The organism is Actinacidiphila yanglinensis, from assembly GCF_900107965.1.
Lineage (GTDB): Bacteria > Actinomycetota > Actinomycetes > Streptomycetales > Streptomycetaceae > Actinacidiphila > Actinacidiphila yanglinensis.
In genome coordinates, this window is record NZ_FNVU01000018.1 from 47075 (window position 1) to 74062 (window position 26988).

The window sequence follows — 26988 nt, forward strand, 5'->3', positions numbered from 1 at the left end:
GCGTCATGCCAGCACCGCCGTGGTCTGCGGGTACAGCCGCACGTACGCCTCGGCCATGCAGCTGTGGTGCAGGCCGAGGTTGGGGCCGGCGTTGCGCTTGAGCTGCACGCCGCGGCGTCTGGCGAGGTCGGTGTAGTAGTCCCACATGTGCTGCTGGGCGCGCAGGCACTCCATGGCCTTGCGCTTGCGGTCGAAGACCGGGCTGATGTCCAGCAGCGTGTCCGGCTTGAAGTCGCACTGCTCGGGCTGGTGCGGCTCGAAGAGGAAGACGGGCGGTGCGCCGAGCGGATCTCCGGGTGCGTCGTAGCCGACGGCCTGGGCCAGGATCCTGGCCTGGAGGGCCATCCGGGCGGCCGCCGGATGGTCGCCGTTGTACGGGTCGGCGAGCGTGTGCGTCAGGACGACGGCGGGTTCGACCTCGCGGTGGACGCGCACCAGACGGTCGGTCAGCTCCGGGGTCTCGATGAGCGGGTAGTCACCCGCGTCGAAGAACTCGATCTCCGCGCCGAGTTCACCGGCCGCCCGCTCCGCCTCGTCCCGGCGCAGCGCCTTGATCTCGGCCAGGCTCCTGCCCTCGCGCCAGGCGGCGGCCGATTCGCCGCGCTCGCCGAAGCTCAGGCACACGACCTTGGCGCGGTGGCCGGCGGCCGCGGTCAGCGCGAGAGCGCCGCCGGCCCGCCAGACAAAGTCGCCGGCATGGGCACTGACCACCAGCAGCGGTCCGGTGGCTCCGCTCGCGGCAACCGCCGGGGCCGGCTCGCTCGATCCGCTCGATTCGCTCATATCGCCTCTCCACACAGCCCCGCCGGGACGGTCGTCGGGGGAAACGATCGCCACGCTAGATTCTGGCTACGTGATTGTCAACAATTTTCGACACAACCATTGCGCCATTGTTCGCACCGGTCTACAGTCGCCGGACCTTCACCCGTTCGTGCGCCGGTGCCGGCAGGCATCCGCGGCAAACACACCCCACCTGAGAAGACAACGACGTTCTCCATCGACAAGGGGTCACCGTGTCCATCCCACTGTCGGCAGCCGGAACTCCGAGCGCCGCTCCGCGCAGGTCGACCGCCCACACCAGCCTCAACGCGGCCACGATCGTCGCCGTGGGGTTCGCGGTCTGCCTGGCCCAGATCGGCCTGGCCGTCCCCGCGACGCTGAACGGGACCTTCCAGACGGTCCTGCACCCCACGGGGGCCTCGCAGTTGGACTGGATATCCGACTGCACCCTGCTGCCGATCGCGGCGCTGGAGCTCACCTTCGGCGTCCTCGGCGACCTCTTCGGCCGCAAGAAGCTGCTCGTCGGCGGCGCCCGCCTGCTCCTCGTCGGCGAGATCATCTCCGGCACCACCACCGGCATCGCCCAGATGTACGTCGGCCAGATCATCGCCGGGCTCGGCTCCGCCACCCTGTTCCCGACGACGCTGGCGATCATCGCCTCCGGCAGCCGTACCCACGCCTCCCGCGCGCGCATGATCGCCCTGTGGGCGGCGCTGCTGTCCACCGGCAACTTCATCGCCCCGATGCTCGGCGGCCTCACCGCCACCTACGGGAGCTGGCGCACGGCCTTCTGGATCATCGCAGGACTGGCCGCCGCGGACGCCGTGTTCAGCTACTCCTTCGCCACCGACTCCCGCTCCCCCGAGGGGCGTTCGCTGGACGTGCCCGGCCAGGTCACCATCGGCGTGGCACTCTTCGCGCTGCTCTACGCGGTGATCGAAGGGCCCACGGCCGGCTGGGGAAGCCCGGTGATCATCGCGTCCTTCGCCGTCGCCGCGGCGCTGCTCGTCGCCTTCGTGGTGATCGAGACCCGGGTGGCCGACCCGCTGTTGCGCATGGACCTGTTCCGCAACCGGGCCTTCGCGCTGGCCTCGGCGGTCACGGTGCTCGGCATGTTCTCCTTCCTCGGCACCGCCTACGCCATCAGCATCCGCATGGAGGTCATCCAGCACCAGAGCGCGATGCGCACCGCCTTCGCGTTCATCCTCCTCAGCGGCCTCACGATCTTCCTGCTCCCGCTCACCTCGTTCATGATGGCCCGCTACCAGGCCCGCTGGATCCTGGGCGGCGGCTTCCTGCTCATGGCCGTCGGCCAGTTCCTCGCCTCCGCCCTGCCGATCACGCGCACCTCGCTGCCGTCCCTGATCCTGCCGATGGGGCTGGTCGGCGTCGGCTTCTCCTTCGCGGTGTCCTCGGTCACCGCCACCGTCGTGAACACGGTGCCCAAGACGCTGGCGGGCATGGCCGCGGCGACCACCAGCATGGTGCGCGACTTCGGCTTCGCCATGGGCCCCGCGCTCATCGGGGCCATCGCGCTCAGCAGGGCGGCCGGCCGCTTCCACTCCGACCTGGCGGGGGACACCGCCCTGGCACCGGTCCGGAAGGCGGCGGAGGAGGCGGGCCCGGTCGCCAGCAACTCCGTGCCGCCGGACGTCCCGTTCAGCAAGGCCGCGCCCGTCGCGGTGAAGGCCCTGGACCACGGCTACTCGCTCGGCTTCCTCATCGTCGGCATCGCCGCACTCGTGTGCTGCGTGGTGACCGTCGCCGCGCTCGGCGGCAAGAAGGAGCAGGAGGCCGAGGTGGCCATGATCGAGGCCGAGGCGGGCCCCGAGCCCGAGCCCGCCGCCTGAGCGCGCGGCCAGCCTGATCCCGCCGCCTGAGCCGCCTCCGAAAGCGCCGCCCGAGCCCGCAGCCCGCCCTCGCCTGAGCTCCCCACCTGAGCCGCGGACCTCCGTTCGGCCACGAATCAGGAGTTCGATGCCCCTGCGAGCGTCCCGGCACCGCACCCGGTACACCGGGGCGGCCTGCGGTCTCGCGCCGGCCGTCGCCCTGAGCCCGAGCCTTCCGGGGTCGGGCGGGCCGGCTGTCACCAAGGCCACGGCGGCCGGCGCCCTCAGCGCCGTCACCGCGTGGGTCACCAAGGGACAGGCGCCCACCGACCTGCTGGCGTCCACCGTCGACCGCGGCGGCACGACCACCGCGACGTGACCCGTCTACGCCTGTCCCGACATCACGGTCGACAGCACCGGCAGCCCCGTCGACCAGGCCGCGAGCTGCACCCCGCGCCGCTCGGCCGCGGCGGCGGACCTGCACGTCTCCTGGCCCGGCTCCTTCCGCCCCGGCCAGAGACCGTCAGCTCGTGGGTCGACGGGCGCTGGGTCACCCGTCCCGGAAAGAGCTGATGCTTCTCCGCCGGCGGGAGTCGGGTGACCTGGGGCACCCGGCTCCCGCCGCCGGGCGACCCGGGCTCCGGTCCGGCTCAGCCCGCCTTCGGCAGGCCGATGGTGACCGGCCCGAGGCTGCGGGCCGAGGTCGCGGGGGAACCGGTGACCGGGGCGAAGGGCAGCTCAGGTGCGCCGTCCCGCTCGACGAGGTACGACCGGCCGGCGCGCAGCGGCACGGTGAACCGGCCCGCCGACGTGGGTGCGACCACCGTGCGGCCGTTCTCGACCACCTTCACCTTCTGGCCCGGCCAGGGGTTGCGCACCTGCTGGGCGGTGGTCGCGCCGGCCTCGATCACGACGGTGACCGGCACGCCGTCGCGGACCTGCACGTCGACCTTGCTCCGGTGCTGGATGGAGACGGTGGCGTCCGCGTCCCAGCCGGTGGGCAGCGCCGGGGCGATGCGCAGCAGGCCGTCGTAGTCCTGGACGAGGGAGTCCTGCAGCGCGGTCGTCACCACCGCGCCCTGCTCGGCGTAGGGCTCCTTGTAGGTGGCGCCGAAGGAGGCGAGGCCGGACGGGCGTTGCTGGTAGGTCTCGGTGAGGTCGGTCAGCGCCTTCGCCATGTCGTCGCCGAGGCCGAGCCGCGCCGCGTCGATCGGGTCGAAGCTCCAGTCGTTGTGCTCCACGTAGGGGCGGTCGGTGAAGGTGCGCCGGGCGAGGTCCGACAGCGGGCCGCTGTCACCGATCAGCCCGTAGGGCCAGACCGGTTCCAGGCCGAGGTTCTCCGCGTTGTGCGTCTTCGCGGCCTGCTGGCCGGACTGGCCGATGACGTCCTGGCCGGTGGCGTCGGCGGCCGGGGTGAGCTGCTGGGTCATGGTCGCGGCGTCCGTACGCGGGTACGGCAGGACCTTCGGCAGGGCCGCGGTCAGCGCGCTCGCCAGGTCCTGGTCGCGGTGCAGCAGCTGCGCGGCCTGGATCACGTCGGGGAAGACCGCCGTCATGGCCGTGATGTCGGTGGTCGGATCGCTGACGTCCCACTGCGTCTCGTGCGCGTTGGACGGGCTGGTGTGCAGGAACCCGTCCGCGCCGGTCGTGGCGTACGACAGCATGAACCGGGCCCAGTTCGCCATCACCGGGTAGTTCTGCTTCAGGAATGCCAGGTCGTCGGTGTCCTGGTAGGTCTGCCAGACGAACAGCGCGACCTCCGCGCCCGTGCTCAGCGTCCTGGCGTTGTAGTTGGCCGGCCCCTGGGCGCTGCAGTTCAGGTACGGGTTGGCGCCCCACTGGCCGTTGGCCAGGTGCACCTGGACGCCGACACCGTTGAACCGCATGGTCTCCGGGGTGCATGCGCCGGCCGAGCCGGGGAACTGATCGGCCGTCCAGGCGAGGGTGTTCGGCAGGGCGTTGCGGTAGAGGGCGAAGTACCCGTCGTTGTTGGCGTACGCACCGGCCCCCATGTTCGCCGTGGCCAGCATCCGCAGGTTCCACCCCCAGTACGACGCCGGGTCCCAGGAGTGCGTGTCGCCGGCGGAGTCGAAGAGGTCGGCGACACCCGCCTGCGAGCCGGGGCGGAGGGAGCCGCGCTCGGCGGCTTCGGCGAACAGGCTGATCGTCCGCAGGTTCGCCAGGTACTGGGCCGAACCGTCCGCCGAGGACAGCCCGATCATCCCGACGCCGTCCCAGTAGTGGTGCCACCAGGCCGCGGTCCGGCCCCGCGCGTCGGCGCCGCCGCTGCCGGCCAGCAGCCTCCGGGCGGTGGCCGTCGCGTCGCCGCCGGTCCACCGCGGTGCCGCCACGACGATGCGGAACGAGCCGTTCGGCCTGGGCCGGACGCTCACCTGGACCGTGAGCGGGTCGACCACGCCGGCGCTGACGTCCCGGCCGGCGGCGGTGAGGGCGGCGAGCGCGCCGAACGTGCCGCCGCTCGCGCCGGGTTGCGTGGTGTCCTGCCATGTCTGCGCGAGCGTGCCGACGGTGCCGTCGGCCGAGGCGGTCGGGGTGCGGGGCTGCCACAGGTGGAGTTGCGCCGTCTGCACGGCCGCCGGGTCGGCTCCGGTCACGTCGATGACGAGCTGGTCGGTGTCGGCGCGCACGTAGGTGGTGGCCGTCATGCCGCCGCCGGACTGGGTGAACGTGCCGTCGTAGAGGTCGAGTCGGCCCTGGTAGTCGGAGGCGCCCGTGAGCTTCGCCAGGCCCGGCACGACGACCTGGCCGGGTGACAGCCGGTCGGGCAGGGTGTCGGCCCTGTTCAACTGCACGGTCATGCCGTTCTCGTCCCACACGCCGACGCCGAGGTCACCGTTGCCCAGGGGCATCGCCTGGGCCGGGTCCGTGTCGGGCCGGCCGAGCACGACATCGGAGCTGTGCACCATGCCCGCCACGTCGACGTGGTACGAGCCGTCGCGCCACGCCGTGGTCGCCGTGGTGGACGCGTGCGCTGCCGGGGCCTGCCCGACCAGCGCCACCGCCGTGCCGTAGGCGAGCAACAGCACCGACAACGACCGGCGGGTTCTACCACTTCGGGGCATGCGAGGGCTCCGCTCAGGGTGCATGGGAGGGCGACGGCAAGCGACGGCAACCGGAAACAAAGGGAAGCAGCAGACATCGGAGGAGTCAACCAAAAGCACACGCCCGGGCTGTGCGATCAGGCGGTTCGTCCCGGATACATCGGGGGTTTCTCGATTGTGGCGGCGCTGCCCCCCTACGGGGCGCCGGGGAGGCACGTACCCACCGCCCGACCGGTCGCATCAGCGACCCCTTCCGCGATTCATCGGATGAATCTGTTGACGTGACGATCGTTCGGCCGTAGAACCTGTGCGTTCCAACGTTGAACAGACCACGTACGCCCAGTGCGTCAAGTACGCCCAATACCCCCCAAGACACGGCACGTTGCCGTGGGACATGCCGAGGAGCCGTTCATGCGTGCCAAGTTGACCAGATGCCTGCTGCCCCTTCTGCTCACCCTCGGGTTGGGCGCCGGGATCCCGCCGGCAGTGGCCTCGCCCTCACCCGGGACCGCGCAGGACGCGGCCGCCGTCGCTTCCGCCACCCCGCCGATGGGCTGGAGCAGTTGGAGCGCGCTGCGCGAGGGCAGCAGCCTGACCGAGGACGGGATCGAGGCGCAGGCCCGCGTCCTGCACGACAAGCTGCAGCAGTACGGCTACCAGTACATCAACATCGACGCCGGGTGGTCCGACCACCTGGACGCGTACGGGCGGGACACCTGGGACACCACCCGCTTCCCCGACGGCATCCCCGCGCTGGCCGCGTATCTGCACGGACTGGGCCTGAAGCTGGGCATCTACCTGACGCCGGGCGTCCCGGTCGAGGCCTACCGGCAGAACCTGCCGATCCTCGGAACCCCGTACCACATACAGGACATCGCGGATCCCACGCAGCCCGGCAACACCAACAACGACGGCTACCGCATCGACTTCAGCAAGCCCGGCGCGCAGGAGTACGTGCAGAGCTACGCCGACCTCTTCGCCTCCTGGGGCGTCGACTACATCAAGATGGACTTCGTGGGTCCCGGCGGCGGCGTCGTCCCGGGTGACAACCGCACCGAGATGCAGGCGTGGCACCAGGCCATCGACGCCACCGGCCGCCCGATGCACCTGGAGCTGTCGAACTCGCTCAGCATCGCCGACGCCGCCACCTGGGAGGCCACCAGCAACGGCTGGCGCACCGGCGGCGACATCGAGTGCTACTGCGGCGTCAACGGATCGAGTGCTCCGCTCACCAGCTGGCAGAAGGTGTCGGGCCGGTTCGACCAGGTCGCGACCTGGCAGCCCTACGGCGGCCCGGACGCGTTCAACGACTACGACTCGATCGAGGTCGGCAACGGCGACGACGACGGGCTGACACCCGACGAACGGCAGACCCAGCTGAGCCTGTGGTCGATGGCCGCCTCCCCGCTGCTCCTCGGCACGGACCTGACCGAGCTCGACCCCGCCGACCTCCGGCTGCTGGCGAACCGTGACGTGATCGCGGTCGACCAGGACGCCGTCAACGCGACCCGGGTGACCAAGACGGCGACCGCGCAGGTCTTCACCAAGACGGAGCCGGGCGGCGACGTGGTCGTCGGGCTGTTCAACACCGGGTCCGCCGCGCAGACCGTCTCGGTCGCCCCGGCCACCGCCGGGCTGCCGGCGTCCTCCTCCTACCGCCTCGACAACCTGTGGACGCACGAGGTCACCCGAGCCTCCGGCGACGCCCTCGCGGCCTCCGTCCCCGCCCACGGCGCGGCCCTCTTCCGGGTGCGCCCGTGGCCGGCCGGCGCGGACGCGGCCCGTCCGCAGACCGGCCTCGCGGTGACCGCCCCCGACAGCCTGACGACCGGTCAGGACGGCACCGCCGCAGCCGACTTCACCAACTGGGGCACGGCGGCCGCGACCCAGGTCCACGTGGCCCTGAACGTCCCGAAGGGCTGGTCCGCCACGCCCCTGTCCACGACGTCGTTCGCCTCCGTGGCGCCCGGCGAGACCGTCCGCGCCACCTACCGCGTCACCGCGCCGCCGTCCACCTCCCGGCTCTTCGCGACGGCCCGACTCGACGCCACCGCCGGGTTCCGCTGGAAGAAGGGCAACGGCGCCAGGTCCGCGGGGTCCGCCGCGGGACACACCTCCGTCGTGCTCGGCGCGACCGTGCAGGCTCCGTTCCGCACCTTCGACTCCACACCCGAGCCGGCGAACTTCTCCCAGGTCGGCAGCACGCTGAGCATCCGCGCCGCCGGCGCCGACGTCTACGGATCGAAGAACGAGTACGGGGCGGTGTACGTCCCCGGCGCGGAGCACGACGGCTCCACCACCACGGTGCGCGTCACCTGGCAGCAGTACGCGAACTCCGGTGCCAAGACGGGGATCATCGTGCGCAACGACGTCACCCGTACCGCCGACTCGCCCGGCTACGTGACCGTCGGAGTGAGCGCCAAGAAGGGCTACTTCATGCAGTGGGACGCCGACGGTGACGGCCGGCTCGACTCCGGCACCGCCGCCAACGGCTCCGGCGTCGGCAAGCCCGTCCTGCCCAGCTGGATCCGGCTGGTCCGCTCCGGCACCACCTACACCGGCTACTACTCCACCGACGGCACCACGTGGACCCCGCTGAGCACCGCGAACGTCCCCTCCGCTGCGGCGACCCAGGACGTCGGCCTCTTCGGCACCGCCCACAACCCCGGCTACCCGGGCCAGGACGACTTCGCCGATTTCTCCACCAGCGCGGGCTGAGCGACCCCGCGCGTGAGGTCGCGCGGCGCCCGCACTGCCACGGCAGGCGTCACGGCGCGACCTCACGGGCGGTCCCCGGCCCGGCAACGGGTGATCCCGCACCCATGCGCCGCGGCCTCCCCGGCCTCCGGGCGTGGCCGCGTGCGCGCCCCGATCTCGGGTAGCTGATGACCGCAGGTTCGGCGGCGTTCCACCTGCCGCCGAAGGGAGAACAGCGCACGGGAGAGGTGAGAAGAGTGGACGAGTGGGAGGACGAACCCGGGCTCCCCGCACCGCGCGACCTTCCGGTAGCCGGCTACGAGCACCTGCCGCAGGTCGCCATCGAGGCACGCGTGGCCTCGTTGGACCGCGACCAGGTGGAGGCGCTGCTCCGCTACGAGACCGAGCACTCCGGCCGGACCCCGGTCCTGCGGCTGCTGACCCGCCGGCTGCGGGACCTGCGGGCGCCCGCCGCCACCGAGCACGCCTCCGGCGGGTACGGCCCGCCACCCCGCCGCACCATCCCGGGCGCCGGCGCTCCCTGAGCCTCACCGCACTCCGCCGTCCCCGCGCGGCGCCTGCTCCGGCCGGCGGCGGCGGTCGGCCGCCCTGACGACGGAGCGCCGCTGCGCCGTGGCAGACGGCGATGCCGCCACGTCACCCACCGCGCCGCGCCGCCCGCCGGCCGCAGCTACGGGTCGCCCTCGACGACACGCGCCGCGGCCCCCATCTGCTGATGCATACCGGCCGCCTCCTCGGGCACGCGTGGGACACGGGACTCGGGAACGCACCAGTGAAAGGGAGCGGCCCATGGCCGGCGACGATCTCCAGGGACGCAGGGTCCTGACGATGGTCACGAACTACGGGGTGGAACAGGACGAGCTGGTCGTCCCCGTCGACCACCTGCGCCGCAACGGCGCCGACGTCGATGTCGCCGCGGTCTCCGACGAGCCCGTGCAGACGCTGGTGGGCGACAAGGAGCCGGGCCGCAGCGTCTCCCCCACGACGACCCTCGACGAGGCCGACCCCGGCGGCTACGACCTGCTACTGGTGCCGGGCGGCGCGCTGAACGCCGACCACCTGCGGATGGACCCCCGGGTCGTCGACGCGGCCCGCACCTTCGCCGACTCCGAGCGGCCGGTCGCCGCGATCTGCCACGGTCCCTGGGCGCTGGTGGAGGCGGACCTGGTGCGCGGCAAGACGCTCACCTCGTACCCGTCGCTGCGCACCGACATCGGCAACGCGGGCGGCTACTGGGTGGACCGCCCGGTGGTCGCCGACAACACCGACGGCTGGACGCTGGTCACCTCGCGGACGCCCGACGACCTGGACGACTTCCTCCGCGAGGTGGAGGCCGCACTGGTCACCTCGCCCTGAGGGACAGGCCACCCCGGTCACAGCGGCGCCGTGACCGGGGACCCGGCGGCCGGTCACCGCCGGACAGGCCCTACGCCGCTAGTTCCGGTAGCGGAACACGATCCGGCCGCGCGTCAGGTCGTACGGCGGGAGCTCCACCAGCACCCGGTCCTCCAGGTAGATCCTGATGTAGTGCTTGCGCATCTTCCCGCTGATGTGCGCGAGGACCCGGTGGCCGTTCTCCAGCTCCACGGTGAACATGGCGCTGCGCAGGCACTCGACGACCTTGCCCTCGACCTCGATGACGTTCTTGATCCTGGTCATCGCACCAGCTCCAGATTGCTGCTCTCCGGCCGGGCACCGACGCCCGCGAACAGCGCCGAGGCCGCCCGGTTGGACTCGTGGACCTCCGCCCGGGCCTCGGCGTGCCCGGAGCGGTGCAGCGTGCCCAGCGCGTGGGCCAGCAGCGCCCGCGCGACACCGCGGCGCTGCTCGCCGGCCCGGACCGCGACCAGTCCGATGCGCGGCCGGATCACGGTCACCACCCGGACGAGCCCCAGGTAGCGGTCGTCCGCCGCCGCCACCGCGTACGTCGACGGGTCGACGATGGTGTCGCCGTCCACGCCGGCGATCACCTCCGCGGGCATCGTCCGCCACCAGCCGACCGCCGCCTCGACCTCGTCCCGGATCGCGCGGTCCACCGCCCGCAGCAGGATCTCGTCCGCCTGACCGGCGGGCACGATCGTCACGCCCGGTGGGGGCAGGACTCCGTCGAGCCCGGTCACCTCCGGGTCGGTGGGTACGGCGTACTCCCACTCGCGGCGCCGGATCGCGAAGCCGGCCCGCCGCCAGCTCGCCGTCAGTGCGACGTCCGCCTCGTCGACCACCGTGTACAGCGGCGCCGGCAGCTCCGCCAGCATCGTCTCGGCCAGCCGGTCGAAGGTGGCGTCGTGCCAGGCGTCGATGCTGACGAACAGGCGTCCGTCGGGCCGGTGTCGCGCATAGCCGCAGCCGACCACGACGTCGTCATGGTGTGCGTGCCATTGGCCGTCCGCGCCACGCGTGATCGTCACCGCGTTCTCGCTCGGGCCGGATGTGAGGGGTTTCGCGTTCATAGGAGTGTCCTTCCAGGAGTGCCTCGATCTCAGGCGCTCCTGGCGACACCGAACGTCAGCCGCCGGACCGTGGCGGGGTGAGGGAGCACCCATGGGTGACTGTGTTCACGGGTCTCACCTCCCAACGACGACTTCACGATCCACCACGACCGTAGCGAAGCGCACGGCCCCGCTCAACTCGTTTTCCGGGGCCGGAGCACGTGGGTGCACGTCGGCGGGTTTCGTCATCAAGCCGACGCGTTCCGGCCTGTTTCGGACCGGTCTGCCTGGGCAATGATGAGCGCATTCAGGTGCTTCGGCAGATAGGCACACTTCCCTCCGGTGTGAGGAGTGCGGCCATGCCCGAGCCACTGCCCCAGTCCCTGTTCCCGCCCCTGTCCCGCAGACCCGGCGACCCTGATGCGACAGACCCCCGCGTGCCCGAGAGCGTGGGGGTCTGACGTGATCGTGCCGGACAGGGTCGTCCTGCAACTCGCCGTCGAGCAGTACCTGGCGCTGGCAGCGGGGACGGTCGACACCGAACTCGCCGGCCTCCGCCTGCACAGCGCCGCCTACACCTTGTGCGTGCTGACCGGCACCAGCACCGCGGAGGAGGCGCTGGACGAGGTACGGCGGCTGTACCCCGATCTCACGTGGCAGCACACGGGTGCGCGGGAGCCGAGCGTCCCGCCGGACGGGCCGGACGGGCCGGACGGGAGCGACGGCCTGGACTGGGGCACGCCCTCATGACGGAGCCGCCGGACGTCGAGGCGCTCAGGGTCCCCACCACCGCGTTCGTCATGCTGGCGCGCGACGACGGAGCCATGGTGGCGGCCGAGTTGGTGTACCGGCCGCAGGACTGCCTCGCGGTGGGCGTGGCGTTGCTCGGACCGGGCGGCACGAAGGTCGTGTGGACCTTCGCGTGGGAGTTGCTCGCCAGGGGCCTGATGGGCCCGGCCGGCGACGGGGACATCATCGTGCGGCCCGCACCGGGCCCGGTCGCGGGCGTCGAGGTGGCGCTCGTCGCGCCGTCCGTCGCGGCGTTGCGGCTGCCGGCCTGCGACGTCGCCACCATCGTCCGGAGGATACGGGCGCGGGACGGCGTCGACGAGCACCGGATCGCCCCCGCGCTCGACAGGGAACTCGCCGCCATCACGAACAGCGTGTAGCCGGGCGGCGGTGCAGCCGGACGGACGCGGCCGCGGATCTCCTCCCGCGCCGTTCCGGGGGCGGGAACCGCGCACCTCCCCGTCCCCCGCGGCGATGGCGACGGTGCGTGCCGCCTCCGGGACGGGGCATAATGGTGCCCAGGTCAGGAAGCGGCCACAGGTTACTTACCTTTGTGGAGCTCCTTTGCCTCTCACGAGCCATACGTATGACGCCTGCCTTGTCATGAATCTGGACGAACCGGTCGATCCCGATTCCGAGCAGGACGTCGAACGCGAGCTGAACCGGTTGCTGCGCGCGTCGCCCGCGCGACTGGTCGTCATCGATCTGCGCACGCCGCTCGTGACGGCGGCGGCCCTGCGGATGCTGCTGCGGCTCCGGGTCACCGTCCATGGCAGGAACGGGACACTTCACGTCGTCGCGCGCCGTCCGCTGGCCCGCCGCGTCTTCCGCCTCACGGGCCTGACCCGCGTCCTGCGGGTGAGCGCCACGATGAGCGGTGTGGCGGCCACGGCGCTGGCCTGTTCGTCACCGCATCCGGCCGATGCCGGCAGCGGCGTGCACCACGAGCGCCCGGCCCTCGCGAGCAGCCGGCCCCTCCAGCACTCATAGCCACGGTCGCCCTCTTCCCCCTGCGGTGGGCCTGCGCGCGGCGACCTCCTGCACCGGCGACATCGCCGGTGGCCCTGCCCCGCCAGGCAGCCCCGCTCCACCTAGAACGAGATGACATTGAAGGACAGGCCACAGTCCCCGGCGTCGGACGTGATCGCGCTGCTGCTGGAGACCGACACCTTGGACGACTTCCTGCAGGCTCTGGCCGGCCGGGCGCTCGAACTGGCGCCCCGTGCCGACGGATGCGGGGTGACCCTCGAACGGCAGGGCCGCCCGGTGACGGTGTCGAGCGCGGGTGCCAGCGCCACGAAACTGGACGAGGCGCAGTACGGCCAGGACGACGGCCCCTGCCTGCAGGCGATGCGCACCGGACTGATCGTCAGCGTCCCCGACACCCTCCGCGAGAGCCGCTGGGGCGAGTACCCCGCCTATGCGGCGGCCTGCGGCGCGCGGTCCTCGCTGTCGCTGCCGATAGCCCCGCACACCCACAGCGCCGGCGCCCTGAACCTGTACGCTCCCGTCCCGCGTGCCTTCGCCGAGACGGACCTGGAGCCGCTGAAGCTGCTGGCCGCGCAGGCCACCGGCGCGATAGCGCTGGCCCAACGCCTCGCCGACGCCCAGGAGTTCGCCACCGACCTGCAGGCCGCGCTGCAGTCCCGGGCCGTCATCGACCAGGCCATGGGCGTCATCATGGGACAGCAACGCTGCACCGCCCAGAAGGCGTTCGAGGTCCTGCGAGCCGCCTCGCAACACCGCAACATCAAGCTCCGCGACCTGTGTGCGGAACTGGTCGCCAGCATCACCGGTGAGCCGCCGGGCAGCAGCGACGAGTTGCACCCGAGGTCGTGACCGTCCGGGGCGCGCGGCTCCCCACCGGCCGCGCGCCTGCCGCCAGCGGCGTGACGGCGGGGTCGGTGGGCCCGGGTCCTGCCTACTCGTCGAACACCAGCCTGCCGCAGACGACCTCGCGGGCGACCTCCGTCAGGGTGAGGCCGTGGGCGAAGGCGTACCCGCGCAACCGGGCCAGGGCATGCTGCGGGTCCACCCTCAGCTGCACTATCACCATGCCGGTGGCCTGGTTCACCTCTTCGTGCCCCTCCTGCGCGCCGTCCATCCACGCGTGGCGGTCGTCCGCTCCGGCCCGGCCCGTACCGGGGCCGGCCGTGCCTGGATCGTCCGCATCGGTGTGGATGCGCATCAGCGCGTAGGTGAGGGCCTTGCAGGCCGGAAGGACCAGCGCCTGGTCCTGCGCGCTGAGCGGGCCGGACTCCCGCCGGTAGAGGTCCAGCGTGCCGGACGCCTGCACACCGCCACCGAACGGGAAGGAGAAGACGGCCCGCACCCCGAACTCGGCCGCGCGCTGCGCGAACAGCGGCCAGCGGGAGGCGTCGGGAGCACGCCGCAGATCCTCGGCCAGCACCGGCGCCACCTGGGCCAACGCCGTCGTGCACGGACCCTCGCCGAGGGTGTACTGCGCCTCGGCCAGCTGGCCGGCGACCTCGTCGCTGGACCACCACAGGACCGCGGGCGTCGCACCGTCGGAGAGCGAGACCGACGCGCCGCTGACATCCAGCAGCCGGACGCACGCCCGGCAGAGCAGGACCGGCACGTCCTGCGGGTCCTCGTCGGTGACGGCATCGGTGAAAACCCGCGCGAACGCCCGGATGTTGTCGGGCTCCAGAGGTCGTTCCGGCTCACGGCCGGCGCCCGCGCGTCCCTCTCCGGAGCGATCGGGTCTCACCGTTCCCATCTCCGCCAGGCTGTACCGGGGTGGCGGCTTCCGGCACCGGCGCCGGACAGACATCAGGCCGGCAGCCGGGCGGGGCCGTACTCCACCACGGTACGTCACTCCCGGGCCCGTTTGCCGCCGCACGGCGCCCGACAGCGCGATTGCCCCCGAGGCGCGTGGAACCCCGCCCGTCTCAAGGACGCGGGCGGGGCTCCGGCCCCTCGGGAGGGCCTCCGAAGCGACCGACCATGTCCTCGCAGAGCTTGCGGAGCTTGACGTTGCGATGCTGGGACGCCTGCCGCAGTAGCTCGAACGCCTGCTGGGGGCTGCAGCGTTGCTGGGCCATGACCACGCCGATCGCCTGGTCGATGACCGTACGGGAGACCAGCGCGGCCTTCAGGTCCGCGGCGAACTCCTCGGCGTCGGCCATCTGCTGGGCCAGGGCGATCGCGCCGGACGCCTCGGCGGCCAGCGCACGGAGGAACCTGACGTCGACGTCGCGGAAACCCCGCGCCCTCGGCGAGTACAGGTTGAGCGCGCCGGCGGTGTCCCCACGCTGCAGAAGGGGAAGCGAGAGCGAGGAATGCGTGCCCTGGGCCACCGCGAAGGCGGGGTATTCCCCCCAGCGGTCCTCGACCGACATGTCGGTGACGCTCACCTCACGCCCGGTACGCAGCGCCTCCAGGCAGGGTCCGTCGTTCTGTCCGTACTGCTTCTCGTCCATCCGGTCCGCGGACGCCCCCGTGCTGGCGACGGTGAGCGGACGGTTGCCGCGCTCCAGGGTGATGCCGCAGCCGTCGGACCCGGTGGCGAAGTCCATCGCGCTCTGGGCGAGTGCGTCCAGGAAGGTCTCCAGGGTCCGGGTGCTGAGCAGCAGTCCCGTCAGGTCCGGTGTACCGGGCTCGTGCATCTTCGTCACTGGGGTTCCCTCGCGGGCGGATCCCGCTGGTCGGCGTCAAAGGCCGCCGGGGACTGCGGGTACTCCGTCCCGAGGTATTCCTCCAGCGTCATCGCCGCCCCGCCCCGAAAGGGAACGCGAAGGCCCGGCGATGTCGTGATGTCCTCCTTCCAGCCTCTCACCACACGCGCGCAAGAACAATTGCCGCCGCAGTTGTCACCCGTCCGCTGGTGTCACCCACTCACCCGCCCACCCGCTCACCCGGGGCGACCGGAGGGTCACGAACCGGAATGGCCGCAGGGCCAGGGAGCAGGTGAAGCGCTGCGCGGTCCCGTCACGATGTGTCACATGATCGGTCAGGCGGCGACGGCATGTCGCCGTCCGCGGTCAGCAGGCCGGCCGGCTCAGCGCCAGGTCCTGCACGTTCGCCCAGGCGCCGTTCAACCGCAGACCGGTCACCGCCTGAGGCGTCCAGTCGTCATCGGTCGCGGTCACCTGCAACGGGCCCTCCGTCCTGTCGACCCACAGCGCGTACCGGCCCTGCGTGTCGGTGGTCAGGGCGACCTTGCTGTGCCGCCCGGCGACGAAGACGCTCGCACCGGCCAGCGGAGCGGACGTTCCGTCACATGCCGTCCCGGTCACCGTGCCCATCACCTTGGTCCACGACGCCGGCGGGTCCACCCGCATGCTCATGCCCGCCGTCCGCGGTCCGTACGGCGTGTCGGAGCGCACCAGCACCGTCGCGGAGTACGTCCCCGGCTGGCTCACCCCGCTCGCGTCCGCACGCACGTGCACCACCACGCTGCCCTTGGCGGGCACCGTCACCGAGGTCGTGCCGAGCGACATCCACGACACGTCCCGGTCGCTGCCGCAGTCCGTGTGCCCCGGCAGCGTCTCCACGTACGGCGAGTACGTGCCGAAGGACTGCGCGCCGCCGATCTTCACCAGGCCGCACGCCATCGCGCCGCGCGTCAGCAGGTTGACCGAGTCCGGCAGGGCCGACCAGGAGTCGGACACCGGGTCGTAGGCGAACCCCGCGTTCGTGCTCAGCCCCGCGTGCACGCCACCGGAGACCATCAACTCGCCGTCCGCGACGGTGTAGCCCATCGCCCACAGCGCCGTCGGCACCTTCGCCCGCGGCGTCCAGGTGTTCGCACCCGGGTCGTAGGCGTACGTCGCCGTCGACACCGTGCCGAAGCTCTGCTGGCCGCCGGCGCAGTACACGGTCCCCTCGATCGCGCCGCACCCCAGCCACGACTCCGGCGTCGGGTAGTCCGGCAACTGCTGCCACGTGTCGCTCGCCGGGTCGTAGCGGAACACCCCGCTCGTCCCGCAGAAGGCACGGCTGGCGCAGCCGCCCACGACGTACAACCGGCCGTCCAGCACGGTCGCGGCGGCGTCCGCCTCCGGCACCGGGATCGGTGCGCCCGTCGACCAGGTGTTCGTCGCCGCGTCGTAGACGTCCAGCTCGCCGGTGAGCGACTCGCCGTCGGCCGTCGCGCCGTCCACGACGTAGAACTTGCCGCCGATGAAGGCGCCGACGCCTTCCTCGCGCGCCACCGGTTCACTGGCGATCTGGCTCCACGCCCGCGTACTCGGGTCGTACACGTAGCTGTTGGCCAGCGGGTTGCCCTGCGACGAACTCGACGTCCCGCCGAACGAGTAGATCTTCCCCCCGTACGCGCCGGCCACGTTGTCGCGGATGTCGATCGGGTAGTCCGGCAGCGACGACCAGCCGGCTGCCGGGGGCGAACCGAGCCCCGACCACGGCTCCTTCCGCTCGTCCGCGATCCGGAATCCGCCCGGCCGCTCGGCCAGCGTCACCTTCGCCGCGGCGGTCCCGGTGTTCGTCACCTTCAGGGGCACCGTGCCGGACCCGCCCAGTGCCGGGGACACCGTCAGTTCCGGCGCGACCGAGATCTGCCCGGTGGGCAACGGGAAGTCGGCCTCGGTCACCCGGTCCGCTCTGACCGCGACGGGCTGCCGCAGGTCGTGGTACTGCAGCTTCGACCCGACGAAACGCTGGCTCCCGTGCCCCGGCGCGAACGTCGTGTACCAGCCGTCCGCCCCGGACGTGGCACTGCCCGACGGGCCCGCGACCCGCGCCCCGTCCACCGGCGCGCCGGTGTTCGCGTCCGTCACCCGGCCGGCGACCATGCCGCCGGGCACCGCGGCGCAGCTGCGGTCACCGATGTACACGTCGTCGATGGCCCACCAGCGCCCCGCCGTCACGTCCGGGCTCGTGTAGTAGTGGAACCGCACCCGCACATGGGCCTGGTGGGCCGCCATCGGGATCGGCACGTCCACCCGCTTCGGGCCGGCGTCCAGCAGCTCGTCACGCCACACGTTGGTCCAGGTGGTCCCGCCGTCGACGGACACGTCCACGTCGCCGATGCCCGAGGGCACCGTGTAGTCCCACATCGTGAAGTCGTTGGCGAACCCGATGGACGGCGCGTCGAGCGTGCTGAGGTCCACCACGGGCGAGACCAGTGTGGAGTCCTCCGCCTGCCACGTGTAGTACTCGTCGTCCATGATCGCGAACCCGCCGGTGCCGCCGGTGTGGTTGCCGACCTTCGCCGGGTCGTCGAACCGCCACACCCAGCCCTGGCCGACGCCGTCCTGCACCGTCCACCCGGACGGCGTCGAGGTCCCGTCGAAGCCCTCGATCAGACCGTCCGTCGCGTACTGGTACCCCGGCGCCCGGCACGCGTCCGCGTCGACCTTCAGCGTGACGTCCGCCGTCGAGCCGGTGACCGACTCCGTGCGGGTCCGGTACCCGGGCGAACTGACGCTCAGTTCGTAGGAGCCGGCCGCCGGCACCGCCAGCGCGTAGTGCCCGGTCACCGGTGACGTCTGCGCGCTCACGCCGCCCACGGTCACCGTCGCGCCCAGCGGCCAGCCGTGCGCGCCGCCGTCCTTCACGACGCCGGTCAGCGTCACCGTCCCGTCGGCATGGGCCGCGGGCGTGGCCACGAACATCACGAGCATCCCGAACATGCCGCAGAGCGCGGACAGCAGGGCGATCACACGCTTCATTGTCAACATCCCGTCCGGTCCAGCGTGAGGTTGGCGACGGTCGTCCGCCCGGCCTGCACCTTGGTCGACACCGTCGTCGGGAACCAGCCGTTGGCCGCCGCGGTGATCGACAGCGTGCCGTTCGCCCGGTCCAGCCAGAGGGTGTAGGTCCCGTTGGCGTCGGTGCGCAGCGTGTAGCCGCTGACCTTGCCGGCCACGACCACCGTGGCGCCCGGCAGCGGCGCGGATCCGGCCGTGCACTGCTTGCCGGTGACCGTGCCGGTGATCTCGCCCCAGGTCGAAGGCGGGGTGACCGCCATCGTCACGCCCACCGTGCCCGTGGCGTACGGCGTGTCGTTGCGGACGTCGAGCACGGCGGCGTAGGTGCCGGGCTGCGTGACGGCCGCGGCGTTCACGGACACCGTCAACGTCACGCTGCTCCCCGGCTGGAGCGTCGTGCCCGAGCCGGTCGCCGACATCCACGGCACCGGATCGTCCGTGTCGCAGGCCGCGTAGCCCGGGAGCAGCTGGGAGGACTTCGTCGGCGACTTCGACGCGTCCAGGCCGCCGACCGCGTAGAGGCCGCAGGTGCTGGCCGATCCGTACACGGCCTGGTTCGCGTTCGGCAGCGCGGTCCACGTGTTCGTCGCCGGGTCGAAGGCGAAGCCGCGGTTGGTCACCACGCTGCTGTTCGAGGTCACCCCGCCCGACACCATCAGCCGGCCGTCGGCCACCGTGGAGGCCGAGCCCCACAGGTCGATCGGCAGGTTCGCCAGCGCCGTCCAGGTGTTCGTCGCCGGGTCGTACCCGTACGTCTTCGCGCCCGGGCCGCCGCCGTTGTCCGACGCGCCGCCCGCGCAGTACAGCTTCCCGCCGATGGCACCGCACGCCGTCCACGACGCGTTCACCGGGTAGTTCGCCAGCTGCGTCCACTTGCCGGTGGCCGGGTCGAACCGCTGCACGAACTTCTTGCCGCACGACGACTGGCAGCCGCCGACCAGGTACAACTGGCCGCCCAGTACGGCCGTTCCGGCCGCGGCCACCGGGTTGGGCAGCGCCGGACCCGACGTCCACGTGTCGCTCGCCGCGTCGTAGACGTCCATGTCGGCGCGGACCTGGCCGGTCTGCGCCCAGCCGCCGGCCACGTAGAACCTGCCGCCGACGAAGTCCGCGGACGGGGCCGCCCGCGGATTGGGCATGGCCGCGATCGCCGTCCACGCCCCGGTGGCCGGGTCCAGGGCGTAGCCGTTGCGGGTGGTGCCGAGGGTCGAGTCGCCGCCCACCACGTAGACGGTTCCGTCGTGGTAGCCCGCGGCGCCGTAGCCGATCGCGGAGGGGTAGTCGGCCACCGTCGTCCACGGCAGCGCGTCCGGCGACGCCGTGGCGGAGGCCGCCGGGTCGGCGCCGGGCTTCGCGCTCCCCACCGCCTTGCCGGGCTTCGCTGCCTTCGCCGGGGTGTCCGGCGAGAAGTGCCCCTTCCGCTCCTGCGTCGCGGCGCCGCGCCCGATGGCCGCCGGTGCGGTGCCCGTGGGCGACTCCGACAGGTCGATCGTCGCCGGTGCCGTGCCGGTGTTCGTGACCGTCACCGTCTTCGTCGCCGTGCCGCCGAGCGGCGCGGTCGCGCTCACCGCGGTCTGTGCGAGCGAGAGCCTGCCCGCCGCCAGCGAGAAGTCGGCGACGTTCGTGGTGTCCTGAGCGACCGTCGTGGTCTGCGTCTGGTCGGTGTACCGCGTCATCGTCGCGCTGAAGGACTGCGGGCCCGGCGCGGAGAACCGCCAGTACGCACCGTCCGCAACCGAGGTGGTGGAGCCGGACCCGCCCGCCGCCGTGACGGTGGCGCCCGCCAGCGTCGAGCCGGTGTTGCGGTCCTTGACGTGGCCGAGCACCAGTCCGCCGGGCTGGGCGGAGCACACCCGGTCGCCGACGACCACGTCGTCCACCTGCCACATGTCGTCGAGGTTCGCCCGGTAGTGGAAGCGCACCTGAACGTCGGACTTCCCCGCGGCCGCCTGAAGGGGCACCATCACCTGCGACTTCTCCAGGTTGCTGGTGGTCTGCCGCCACGCGTCGGTCCAGGTCGCACCGCCGTCCACGGAGTAGTCGACCTCGGCGACCGCGCTCCCGAACGTCTCGTAGTCGGTGGCGAACCACACGGCCGGAGAGGTCGTACCGCTCAGGTCCACCGGCGCCGAGACCAGCGAGGTGTCCTGCTGCCCGTCGCCGTAGCCCAGGGAGTACACGCCCGCGTAACCGCCGCTGCCGCCCGTCCGGTTGCCGGAGCCGGTCGGGTCCCCGAAGCCCCAGACCTCGTCGTCGCCCGCGGCGTCCTGGACGGTCCAGCCGTCCGGCGCGGTCGTCCCGTCGAAGGTCTGCTGGTCGATCGCGCGGGTCGTGCCGGCCTGGTAGCCCGGCGCGGTGCACGCGTACGGGTCGATCGGCACGCGGAAGTCCTCGGTCGTACTCGAGGTTCCGACCGCAACCGATGCCGTCTGCGCGGTCAGGCCCGGGTAATCACCGGAGACGCGCACCTGGTAGGTCGCGCCGGCCGGGAGCGACATCGAGTAGTGCCCGGTGACCGGGTCGGTGTGGAACGTGCCGTCCGGCATGCCGTCCACGGTCAACGTGGCCGCCAGCGGCCAGCCGTGGTCGGAGCCCTCGCGCACCGTGCCGCTCACCGTCTCCTGGGGCTGGGCGTTCAGCGCGAAGTCCCGGGTCGCGGTCGCGCCGTCGGCCACCGTGACCGTGTCGTGCTGGGTGTCGTAGCCGAACCGGGTGGCGGTCAGGTCGTAACTGCCGACCGGCACGGTGAGGTCGAACTGCCCGCGGGCGTCGGTGGTGTCCGCGGCCTTGGCCGCGCTCACCGTGGCGCCGCTGATCGGGTCGCCGGTCGCGGCATCGGTGACGGTGCCGGTCAACTCGCCGTGCGGGCCGAGCGGTTGGAAGGCGGCGACGCCGTTCGGGGTACCGAGTCCGGTCGGCCCGTCGTAGCCGGCGCCGGCGGTGCACAGGTACGCCGGGGAGCAGGTGCCGTTGCTGCCCTCGGTCACGTCGTTCAGCGCGCCGCTCTGCTCGTACGCGTAGGAGGCCGGGATGTCGCCCGAGCCGGCCCGGCCGGCCAGCGCGTACACGCCGGCGACCACCGGTGCGGCCAGGCTGGTGCCGCCCACGGTCATCCACCCGGTCTGCTGGAACGAGTCGTAGACGGCCAGCCCGGTGTCCGGGTCCGCCACCGCCGAGACGTCGGCGATCGCGCGCATGTCGCAGCCGGAGTCGTTCTGCCAGGCGGGCTTCGGGTCGAAGCGCGAGCAGCCGCTGCCCGGCCCGCCGCCGTGGCTGTCCCACACCGACTCCGTCCAGCCGCGGCCGGTGCCGGGATCGCGCAACAGCGAGGTGCCGCCCACCGACGTCACGTACTGCGACGCCGCCGGGTACTGCGCGCCGTACCGCTCGTCACCGGAGCTGGCCACGATCGCGGTGCCCGGGTGGTCGAAGTACTGCGCGTCGATGTCGAGTTGGGTCGGATCCTCCTCGCCGCCGTAGGAGTTCGACACGACCTCCGCCCCCTGCGTGACGGCCTGATCCACCGCCACGCCGAGGTTGACCGTGCTGTTGTCGTCGGCCTCGACGAGCAGCAGGTGGCAGTTCGAGCAGGCCGACGACACCGCGTCGAGGTCCAGGGAGATCTCCACCGCCCAACTCGCGTCGGCCGGCGGCTCGTCCGTGTCGCCCCGCTGGGAGATCTTGCGGAAGCAGCCGTTCGCCGTGGTGCAGGCCGGCAGGCCGTACTGGGCCCGGTACGCGGCCAAGTCGGCCTCCGCCGTCGGGTCGTCGAACGCGTCGACGATCGCGACGGTCATGCCGTCGCCGCCGGAAGCGGGCAGGTTGTAGGCGGAGCGGATGTCGCTCGGCCCGTACCCGTCGGGGCTCGCCCCGGCCGCCTTCGGAGTCATGCCGCTGCGCAGGTGCACCACGGACATGCACTGCATCCGGCCCTTCTCCGCCGGCGCGGAGCACACCTGCCGGGTCTGCCCGCCCGCTGCCTGCCCGCCCGCTGCCTGCACGGGAGTTGCCGCCGGGGCCGGGATCGGCGCGGGTGCCGCGAACGCGACAGCCGGGACGCCGGCGACAGCCAGGGCGGTGACCACCAGGGCGACGATCCACCTCGCAAGACGCATGGGAGGACTGGACCATGCGGGCCGGAGTGCGATCATGCGTACGTACTACTGAATTTTGGGTTCCGGAGGTGCGGTGCAGGGTTCCGGGGTGCAGAGGTCCGGTGTGCAGGGGTCCGGGGTACAAGCGTCCGGGGTGCAGGGGTCCGGGGTACAAGCGTCCGGGGTGCAGGGGTCCACATCCGGTTTCGTCGGCCGATCACGCGAGTTGGCCGCGCTGCGCCAGGCGCTCGGGGCCGCCCCGGCCATCGTGCTGGTCGACGGTGAGGCCGGCATCGGAAAGTCCCGGCTGGTGGCGGAGGCGCTGGCCGGGATGGACGACGTCCGCCGGTTGCGCGGCGGCTGCGAGCCGGTGCAGGAGCCGTTCCCGCTGGGCCCGGTCCTGGACGCGGTGCGCGGGCACGCCGACCGGCTGCCCCCACCCGGAGCGCTCAGCCCGGTGGTCGGCGCGCTCGTGCCGTACCTGCCCGAGATCGCCGCCCGGCTGCCGCCCGCCCCGCCGCCGCTCAACGACCTCCCGGCCGAGCGGCATCGGCTGTTCCGGGGCGTGCTCGCCCTGCTCGACAACATCGGGACCGCGGTACTGGTCCTGGAGGACGTGCACTGGGCCGACGCCGGCACCTGCGAGTTCGTGGCGTTCCTGGCGGGGCGGGTGCCGCCGGGGCTCGCACTGGTACTGACGCTGCGCAGCGAGGACAGCGCGGACCTGCCGATCTGGGAGGCGCTGGCCCGGGCGGGGGCCACCCGGCGGATCACCCTGGAGCCTCTGCAGCGGGTGCAGGTCCGCGAGTTGGCCCGTGAACTGCTCGGTTCGCCGGAGCTGCCGCGCGGATTCGTGACCTCGCTGGTCGAGGCGACGGCGGGCATCCCGTTCGTGATCGAGGAGGTGCTGCGGGGCGGGCCGGACCTCTCGGCCGGGCTGCCGGTGCCGACGGCGCTGCGCGATCTGCTGCGGGCCCGCTGGGCGACGCTGGACGACGACGTCCGCGAGGTGCTCAGCGCCGCGGCCGTGCTGGGCACCGCGCCCGACGAGGCGCTGCTCGTCCGGCTGATCGGCGACCCGGCCCGGGTGGCGCACGCGTTGAGCCGCGGGCTGGCGGCCGGGCTGCTGCACGAGCAGGACGGGCAGTGCCGGTTCCGCCATGCGCTGGCCTGGCAGGTCATCCACGAGGAGTTGCCGTCGCCCACCCGCCGGTGGCTGCATCTTCGGGCCGCCCGGCTGCTGGACGAGGGCGACGGCCCGCGCCCGGTCGCCCGGCTGGCCCACCACTACGGCCAGGCCGGCGCGACGGCGCAGTTCGTGCGCAGCGCCGAGGAGGCCGCCGACCTGGCGGTGTCGCACGGTGACGATGCGACAGCGGCGCACTTCCTCGTACCGGCCATGCGGGTGGCCGCGCTGCCGAGTGCCGACCGGGTGCGGCTGGCGGGCAAGTTGGCGCGCGCGGCGGTGGACGGGCTCGCGCATTCGACCGCGGTCCCCGTGCTGACCGACCTGCTCGCCGGCGACGACCTGCCGGCCGTGGTGCGCGGCGAGCTGCGTTTCATGCTCGGCCGGTTGCTGCGCCAGCAGGGCGAGGCCGAGGCGGGGTACCGGGAGATCGAACGCTCGGTGGACGAGCTGGGCGACCGGCCGGACCTCCGGGCCAGAGCACTGGCGATCCTCGCGGTTCCCGATCTCGTGGTGGACCGCCCGATCGAGGTGCACCTGGCGCGGGCGGCGCAGGCATCCGCGGTGGCCGCGGACGACCCCGCCGCGTCGATCGCGGTCGGTATCGCCCGCACGTCGCTGGCCATCGAGCGCGGCGACCCTGCCGGCTGGCCCGCCGTGGACGCGCTGCGCACCGGCCCCGCACTGCTCGGCAACCCGCGCGAGCACGCCCGCGCCTGCATCAACTGGGCGCAGGCGGCGCTGCACGTCGGCCACGCGAACCGCGCCGAGTTGCTGCTGGTGGAGGCACGCCGCGCGGTGGACGACCTGGCGTACCTGCGGTTCGCCGGCGTGGTCGACCTGGTCGGCGCCTGGGTCGATCTGAGCACCGGCCGCTGGGACGGTCTGCTGGAGCGGGCCCGCGCGATGGTCAGCACGCCGAGCGAGTTCACCGACGCGGCGCTGGACGCCCGGTTCCTGCTGGCGACGGTGCTCGCCGTGGCCGGCGAGCCGGACGAGGCGGAGCGGCTGCTGCGTGACGTGGTGGCCGGTGCGGCCCGGGTCGGGGCGTACCGGCCGCTGGCGCCGGCGCGGATCGGGCTGGCCCGGTTGCTGCTCGGGCTCGGCCGGCCGCGGGCGGCGGCCGAGGAGGCGATGCGGGCGTTGGACATCGTGCGGCCGAAACAGCTCTGGCCGAGTGCGGCCGACGCCACGCTCTGCCTGGTCGACGCCTGTATCCGGCTGGATCGCCCGGAGGACGCGTGGCCCGCGGTCGACGAGCTGGCGGTCGCCCTGCGTGCCGCCGACGCGCCCTTGGCGCTGGCCCGGGCGGCCCAGTGCCGGGCCTCGCTGACCGGCGACGCGGAGCAGTTCGACTCCGCACGGCGCCAGTTCGCGGAGCTGGGGTTGCGGTACGAGCAGGCCGACGCCGAAGCGCGGCTCGGCCAGTGCCTGGTGCTGCGCGGCGACCCGGACGGTCCCGGCTGGCTGGAGCGCTCACTGCGGTCGTTCGACGCCCTGGGCGCGCTCGGCGGCGTCACCGAAGTACGCCGCACCATGCGGCAGTTGGGCGTCCCCATCCCGTACCCGTGGCGGGGCGGCCGGAAGTCCTACGGCGGGCGGCTGTCACCGCGCGAGCGCGAAGTGGCCGCGCTGGCCGCGTCGGGCACCACGAACCAGGAGATCGCCGAGCGGCTCTTCCTGTCGCGCCGCACCGTCGAGAGCCACGTGGCGACGGCGCTGCGCAAGCTGGGGGGTCGGACGCGCCGGGATCTGGCCGCGCTGCTGGAGTCCGCGGACGACGTCTGAGCGGCCCTGCCGGGGCGGGGCGCTGGCTCCCGTAGGTCGCGACGTCCTCGGCCGAACTCGCCGTGATCAGCCGCGTGTTGCCGGTGCCGGCGTCGGTCCGGGCGCGGCCTGCGCCGGACATCGACAGCGCTCACCGCCCGGTGGACAATCTCCCTCGTGATTCAGTACCAGGGTGAGGTCCCGTCCTCCCGGGCGTCCGACGCGGATCGTGAGCGCGTCCTCGAACTGCTGCGTACGGCCGCGGGTGACGGGCGGCTGTCGCACGAGACCTTCCTCGGCCGCATGGAGCAGGCACTCGCCGCGCGCAACCTCGCCGAACTGCAGTCCACGATCGAGGATCTGCCCGGAGCCGAGATCGCCCCGGCCGCCGCCCCGCCGGCCGGCCCGCGGGGGTTGCTGCGCCGGGCGGCCACCGCGCCCGCCCAGGCCCTCGGCCGCGTCCGGCGCCGTCACCGGATCCGCAGGTTGCCCGTCCTGGCGCTGCCGGCGGCCGGCTCACGCCCCCTGGTCGTCGGACGCAGTCCCGGCAGCGATCTGCGGCTGTCCCACGATTCGGTGTCCCGCACCCACGCCGTCCTCACCCCCACCCTCGACGGCTGGTCCCTGCGCGACCTGAGCTCGATGAACGGCACCCTCGTGAACGGCCGCAGGCTGCTCGGCCCGACCCCCATCCACCCCGGCGACTGGGTCACCTTCGGCGTCCTCCACTTCCGCCTCGCGGCGCCGTGAGGGGTTCCCCACCTCCCGAAGGGTTCAGGGTGTTCAGGCCGGGCCGGTGACGAGGTACTCGGGAGCCTGCTCGGTCCGCGCGCGTTCGACGGCCTGAAGGCGCGCGAACGGGCCGTCGCCCATCAGGCCGCGCCACTCGGCAAGGGTGTGGACGGCCCACAGGTCGTGCTCGCCCGGGTCGAGGCGGATGCGTGCCAGTTGCTCGGCGGTCAGGGTGCCGCCGTCGAAGACGAAGCCGATCTTGCCCACGGGCCATTCCGGGCCGGGGTGGAGGTAGTGCGTCAGCAGCAGGCGCGGCCGGCCGAGGCCGAGCGCGAGCCCGGTCTCCTCGACGGCCTCGCGGCGCGCGGTCCCCAGAGGGTCCTCCCCCGTGTCGGTGTTGCCGCCGGGGAACTGCCACTGGCGGCTGCCGTACACGGAGCGCAGCTGCACCGGACGATCGTGCTCGTCGCGCACGTACAGGCAGCCGTACGCCGTGTGCTGCCGCACGGTCCACACGTACGCGGCCGGTGTCATGGGCATCGGCCGGCCCGCGCGGCCGGGGCGGTGGCCGAACTCGAAGGCCAATAAGCCGAGTTGCTCCTTCGCCGGTGGGAAGAGGATGCGAAGGGTGTCGAGCAGTTCCGCACGTGCGGCGGCGTCCGGGTCGATGCGTCGCGGATCGTACGCGTCCACCAGCGCGTCGAAGGAGCCGTGGGCCGAGACGCGGTCCACGACGACGTCGACCTCCCGCCCGCCGCCCGTATCGTGGAAGACGATCACCTCGCCGGCCTCCACGGCCCGCTCTTCCGGTGTGCCCACCCGGATCTCGACGGTCTTGCGTCCCGACTCCACCTGGTCGTAGGAGCGGGAGGACAGATGCAGGTGATGCTCTCGGGGCACGAGCGAGACC

At 72.8% G+C, this 26988-nt stretch carries 20 protein-coding genes; 11 read left to right on the forward strand and 9 right to left on the reverse strand.

The annotated features are described in order from the left end of the window. Nucleotides 1–3: 3 nt before the first annotated feature. Nucleotides 4–783 (reverse strand): PIG-L deacetylase family protein, encoded by a 780-nt coding sequence (locus C4U44_RS30760; RefSeq protein WP_103889330.1) that lies wholly within the window; start codon nt 781–783, stop codon nt 4–6. Nucleotides 784–1013: 230 nt separating this feature from the next. Between C4U44_RS30760 and C4U44_RS30765 the strand changes: the two genes are divergently transcribed. Beyond that, entirely contained in the window at nt 1014–2630 is a 1617-nt protein-coding gene (locus C4U44_RS30765) for an MFS transporter (protein WP_235032472.1), read from the forward strand. 127 nt (nt 2631–2757) lie between these two features. Beyond that, a complete protein-coding gene (locus C4U44_RS30770; protein WP_103889331.1) occupies nt 2758–2988 on the forward strand; it encodes a hypothetical protein in 231 nt (76 codons plus the stop codon). A 271-nt stretch (nt 2989–3259) separates the two neighbouring features. On the opposite strand, the gene C4U44_RS30775 is transcribed toward C4U44_RS30770, so the two are convergent. Then, a complete protein-coding gene (locus C4U44_RS30775; protein WP_146088393.1) occupies nt 3260–5692 on the reverse strand; it encodes a glycosyl hydrolase family 95 catalytic domain-containing protein in 2433 nt (810 codons plus the stop codon). 390 nt (nt 5693–6082) lie between these two features. Here C4U44_RS30775 and C4U44_RS30780 point away from each other — a divergent pair, with 390 nt between their 5' ends. From C4U44_RS30780 to C4U44_RS30790, 3 genes are all read left to right on the forward strand, one after another. Next, nucleotides 6083–8389 (forward strand): NEW3 domain-containing protein, encoded by a 2307-nt coding sequence (locus C4U44_RS30780; protein WP_103889333.1) that lies wholly within the window; start codon nt 6083–6085, stop codon nt 8387–8389. A 236-nt stretch (nt 8390–8625) separates the two neighbouring features. After that, a complete protein-coding gene (locus C4U44_RS30785; protein WP_103889334.1) occupies nt 8626–8913 on the forward strand; it encodes a hypothetical protein in 288 nt (95 codons plus the stop codon). Between the two features lie 265 nt (nt 8914–9178). Beyond that, entirely contained in the window at nt 9179–9745 is a 567-nt protein-coding gene (locus C4U44_RS30790) for a DJ-1/PfpI/YhbO family deglycase/protease (protein WP_103889335.1), read from the forward strand. A gap of 78 nt (nt 9746–9823) precedes the next feature. Here C4U44_RS30790 and infA read toward each other — a convergent pair whose 3' ends face one another. Further along, nucleotides 9824–10048, reverse strand: a complete 225-nt coding sequence (gene infA, locus C4U44_RS30795; protein WP_103889336.1) for a translation initiation factor IF-1 — start codon at nt 10046–10048, stop codon at nt 9824–9826. Beyond that, nucleotides 10045–10839 carry a GNAT family N-acetyltransferase gene (locus tag C4U44_RS30800; RefSeq protein ID WP_103889337.1) on the reverse strand — a complete coding sequence of 265 codons (795 nt, stop codon included), beginning with the start codon at nt 10837–10839 and terminating at the stop codon, nt 10045–10047. Before C4U44_RS30800 ends, infA begins: the two co-directional genes overlap by 4 nt. A 441-nt stretch (nt 10840–11280) precedes the next feature. Here C4U44_RS30800 and C4U44_RS30805 point away from each other — a divergent pair, with 441 nt between their 5' ends. From C4U44_RS30805 to C4U44_RS30820, 4 genes are all read left to right on the forward strand, one after another. Then, nucleotides 11281–11568, forward strand: coding sequence for a DUF5133 domain-containing protein (locus C4U44_RS30805; RefSeq protein ID WP_160145146.1), 288 nt, complete (start codon nt 11281–11283; stop codon nt 11566–11568). Next, entirely contained in the window at nt 11565–11987 is a 423-nt protein-coding gene (locus tag C4U44_RS30810; RefSeq protein ID WP_103889339.1) for an SsgA family sporulation/cell division regulator, read from the forward strand. Before C4U44_RS30805 ends, C4U44_RS30810 begins: the two co-directional genes overlap by 4 nt. Nucleotides 11988–12081: 94 nt before the next feature. Beyond that, a complete protein-coding gene (locus C4U44_RS30815; RefSeq protein WP_322973705.1) occupies nt 12082–12597 on the forward strand; it encodes an STAS domain-containing protein in 516 nt (171 codons plus the stop codon). A 111-nt stretch (nt 12598–12708) separates the two neighbouring features. Beyond that, on the forward strand, nt 12709–13446 hold the full coding sequence (locus tag C4U44_RS30820; RefSeq protein ID WP_103889341.1) for a GAF and ANTAR domain-containing protein: 738 nt from the start codon (nt 12709–12711) through the stop codon (nt 13444–13446). Between the two features lie 82 nt (nt 13447–13528). Here the strand turns inward: C4U44_RS30820 and C4U44_RS30825 are convergent, their stop codons facing one another. The 4 genes from C4U44_RS30825 to C4U44_RS30840 all read right to left on the reverse strand — a co-directional run bounded on the left by C4U44_RS30825 (nt 13529) and on the right by C4U44_RS30840 (nt 22414). Further along, entirely contained in the window at nt 13529–14338 is an 810-nt protein-coding gene (locus C4U44_RS30825; protein ID WP_103889342.1) for a GAF and ANTAR domain-containing protein, read from the reverse strand. A 181-nt stretch (nt 14339–14519) separates the two neighbouring features. Next, nucleotides 14520–15236 (reverse strand): GAF and ANTAR domain-containing protein, encoded by a 717-nt coding sequence (locus tag C4U44_RS30830; protein WP_103889443.1) that lies wholly within the window; start codon nt 15234–15236, stop codon nt 14520–14522. A gap of 375 nt (nt 15237–15611) precedes the next feature. Beyond that, entirely contained in the window at nt 15612–18260 is a 2649-nt protein-coding gene (locus C4U44_RS30835; RefSeq protein WP_103889343.1) for a Kelch repeat-containing protein, read from the reverse strand. Nucleotides 18261–18262: 2 nt separating this feature from the next. Continuing rightward, a complete protein-coding gene (locus C4U44_RS30840) occupies nt 18263–22414 on the reverse strand; it encodes a carboxypeptidase-like regulatory domain-containing protein (protein WP_160145147.1) in 4152 nt (1383 codons plus the stop codon). 163 nt (nt 22415–22577) lie between these two features. On the opposite strand from C4U44_RS30840, the gene C4U44_RS30845 reads away from it, so the two are divergent. Both C4U44_RS30845 and C4U44_RS30850 read left to right on the forward strand, forming a co-directional pair. Further along, a complete protein-coding gene (locus C4U44_RS30845) occupies nt 22578–25367 on the forward strand; it encodes an ATP-binding protein (RefSeq protein ID WP_146088394.1) in 2790 nt (929 codons plus the stop codon). Between the two features lie 156 nt (nt 25368–25523). Continuing rightward, on the forward strand, nt 25524–26096 hold the full coding sequence (locus C4U44_RS30850) for a DUF1707 and FHA domain-containing protein (RefSeq protein ID WP_103889346.1): 573 nt from the start codon (nt 25524–25526) through the stop codon (nt 26094–26096). A gap of 33 nt (nt 26097–26129) precedes the next feature. Here the strand turns inward: C4U44_RS30850 and C4U44_RS30855 are convergent, their stop codons facing one another. Continuing rightward, nucleotides 26130–26978, reverse strand: coding sequence for an NUDIX domain-containing protein (locus C4U44_RS30855; protein WP_235032473.1), 849 nt, complete (start codon nt 26976–26978; stop codon nt 26130–26132). Nucleotides 26979–26988 lie beyond the last annotated feature (10 nt).

Bases quoted from the DNA above. Each gene is read 5' to 3' on its own strand.
- C4U44_RS30760 (WP_103889330.1), bottom strand. From the start codon at position 783: ATGAGCGAATCGAGCGGATCGAGCGAGCCGGCCCCGGCGGTTGCCGCG.
- C4U44_RS30770 (WP_103889331.1), top strand. From the start codon at position 2,758: ATGCCCCTGCGAGCGTCCCGGCACCGCACCCGGTACACCGGGGCGGCC.
- C4U44_RS30775 (WP_146088393.1), bottom strand. From the start codon at position 5,692: ATGCCCCGAAGTGGTAGAACCCGCCGGTCGTTGTCGGTGCTGTTGCTC.
- C4U44_RS30780 (WP_103889333.1), top strand. From the start codon at position 6,083: ATGCGTGCCAAGTTGACCAGATGCCTGCTGCCCCTTCTGCTCACCCTC.
- C4U44_RS30790 (WP_103889335.1), top strand. From the start codon at position 9,179: ATGGCCGGCGACGATCTCCAGGGACGCAGGGTCCTGACGATGGTCACG.
- infA (WP_103889336.1), bottom strand. From the start codon at position 10,048: ATGACCAGGATCAAGAACGTCATCGAGGTCGAGGGCAAGGTCGTCGAG.
- C4U44_RS30800 (WP_103889337.1), bottom strand. From the start codon at position 10,839: ATGAACGCGAAACCCCTCACATCCGGCCCGAGCGAGAACGCGGTGACG.
- C4U44_RS30810 (WP_103889339.1), top strand. From the start codon at position 11,565: ATGACGGAGCCGCCGGACGTCGAGGCGCTCAGGGTCCCCACCACCGCG.
- C4U44_RS30815 (WP_322973705.1), top strand. From the start codon at position 12,082: ATGGCGACGGTGCGTGCCGCCTCCGGGACGGGGCATAATGGTGCCCAG.
- C4U44_RS30820 (WP_103889341.1), top strand. From the start codon at position 12,709: ATGACATTGAAGGACAGGCCACAGTCCCCGGCGTCGGACGTGATCGCG.
- C4U44_RS30830 (WP_103889443.1), bottom strand. From the start codon at position 15,236: ATGCACGAGCCCGGTACACCGGACCTGACGGGACTGCTGCTCAGCACC.
- C4U44_RS30835 (WP_103889343.1), bottom strand. From the start codon at position 18,260: ATGAAGCGTGTGATCGCCCTGCTGTCCGCGCTCTGCGGCATGTTCGGG.
- C4U44_RS30840 (WP_160145147.1), bottom strand. From the start codon at position 22,414: ATGCGTCTTGCGAGGTGGATCGTCGCCCTGGTGGTCACCGCCCTGGCT.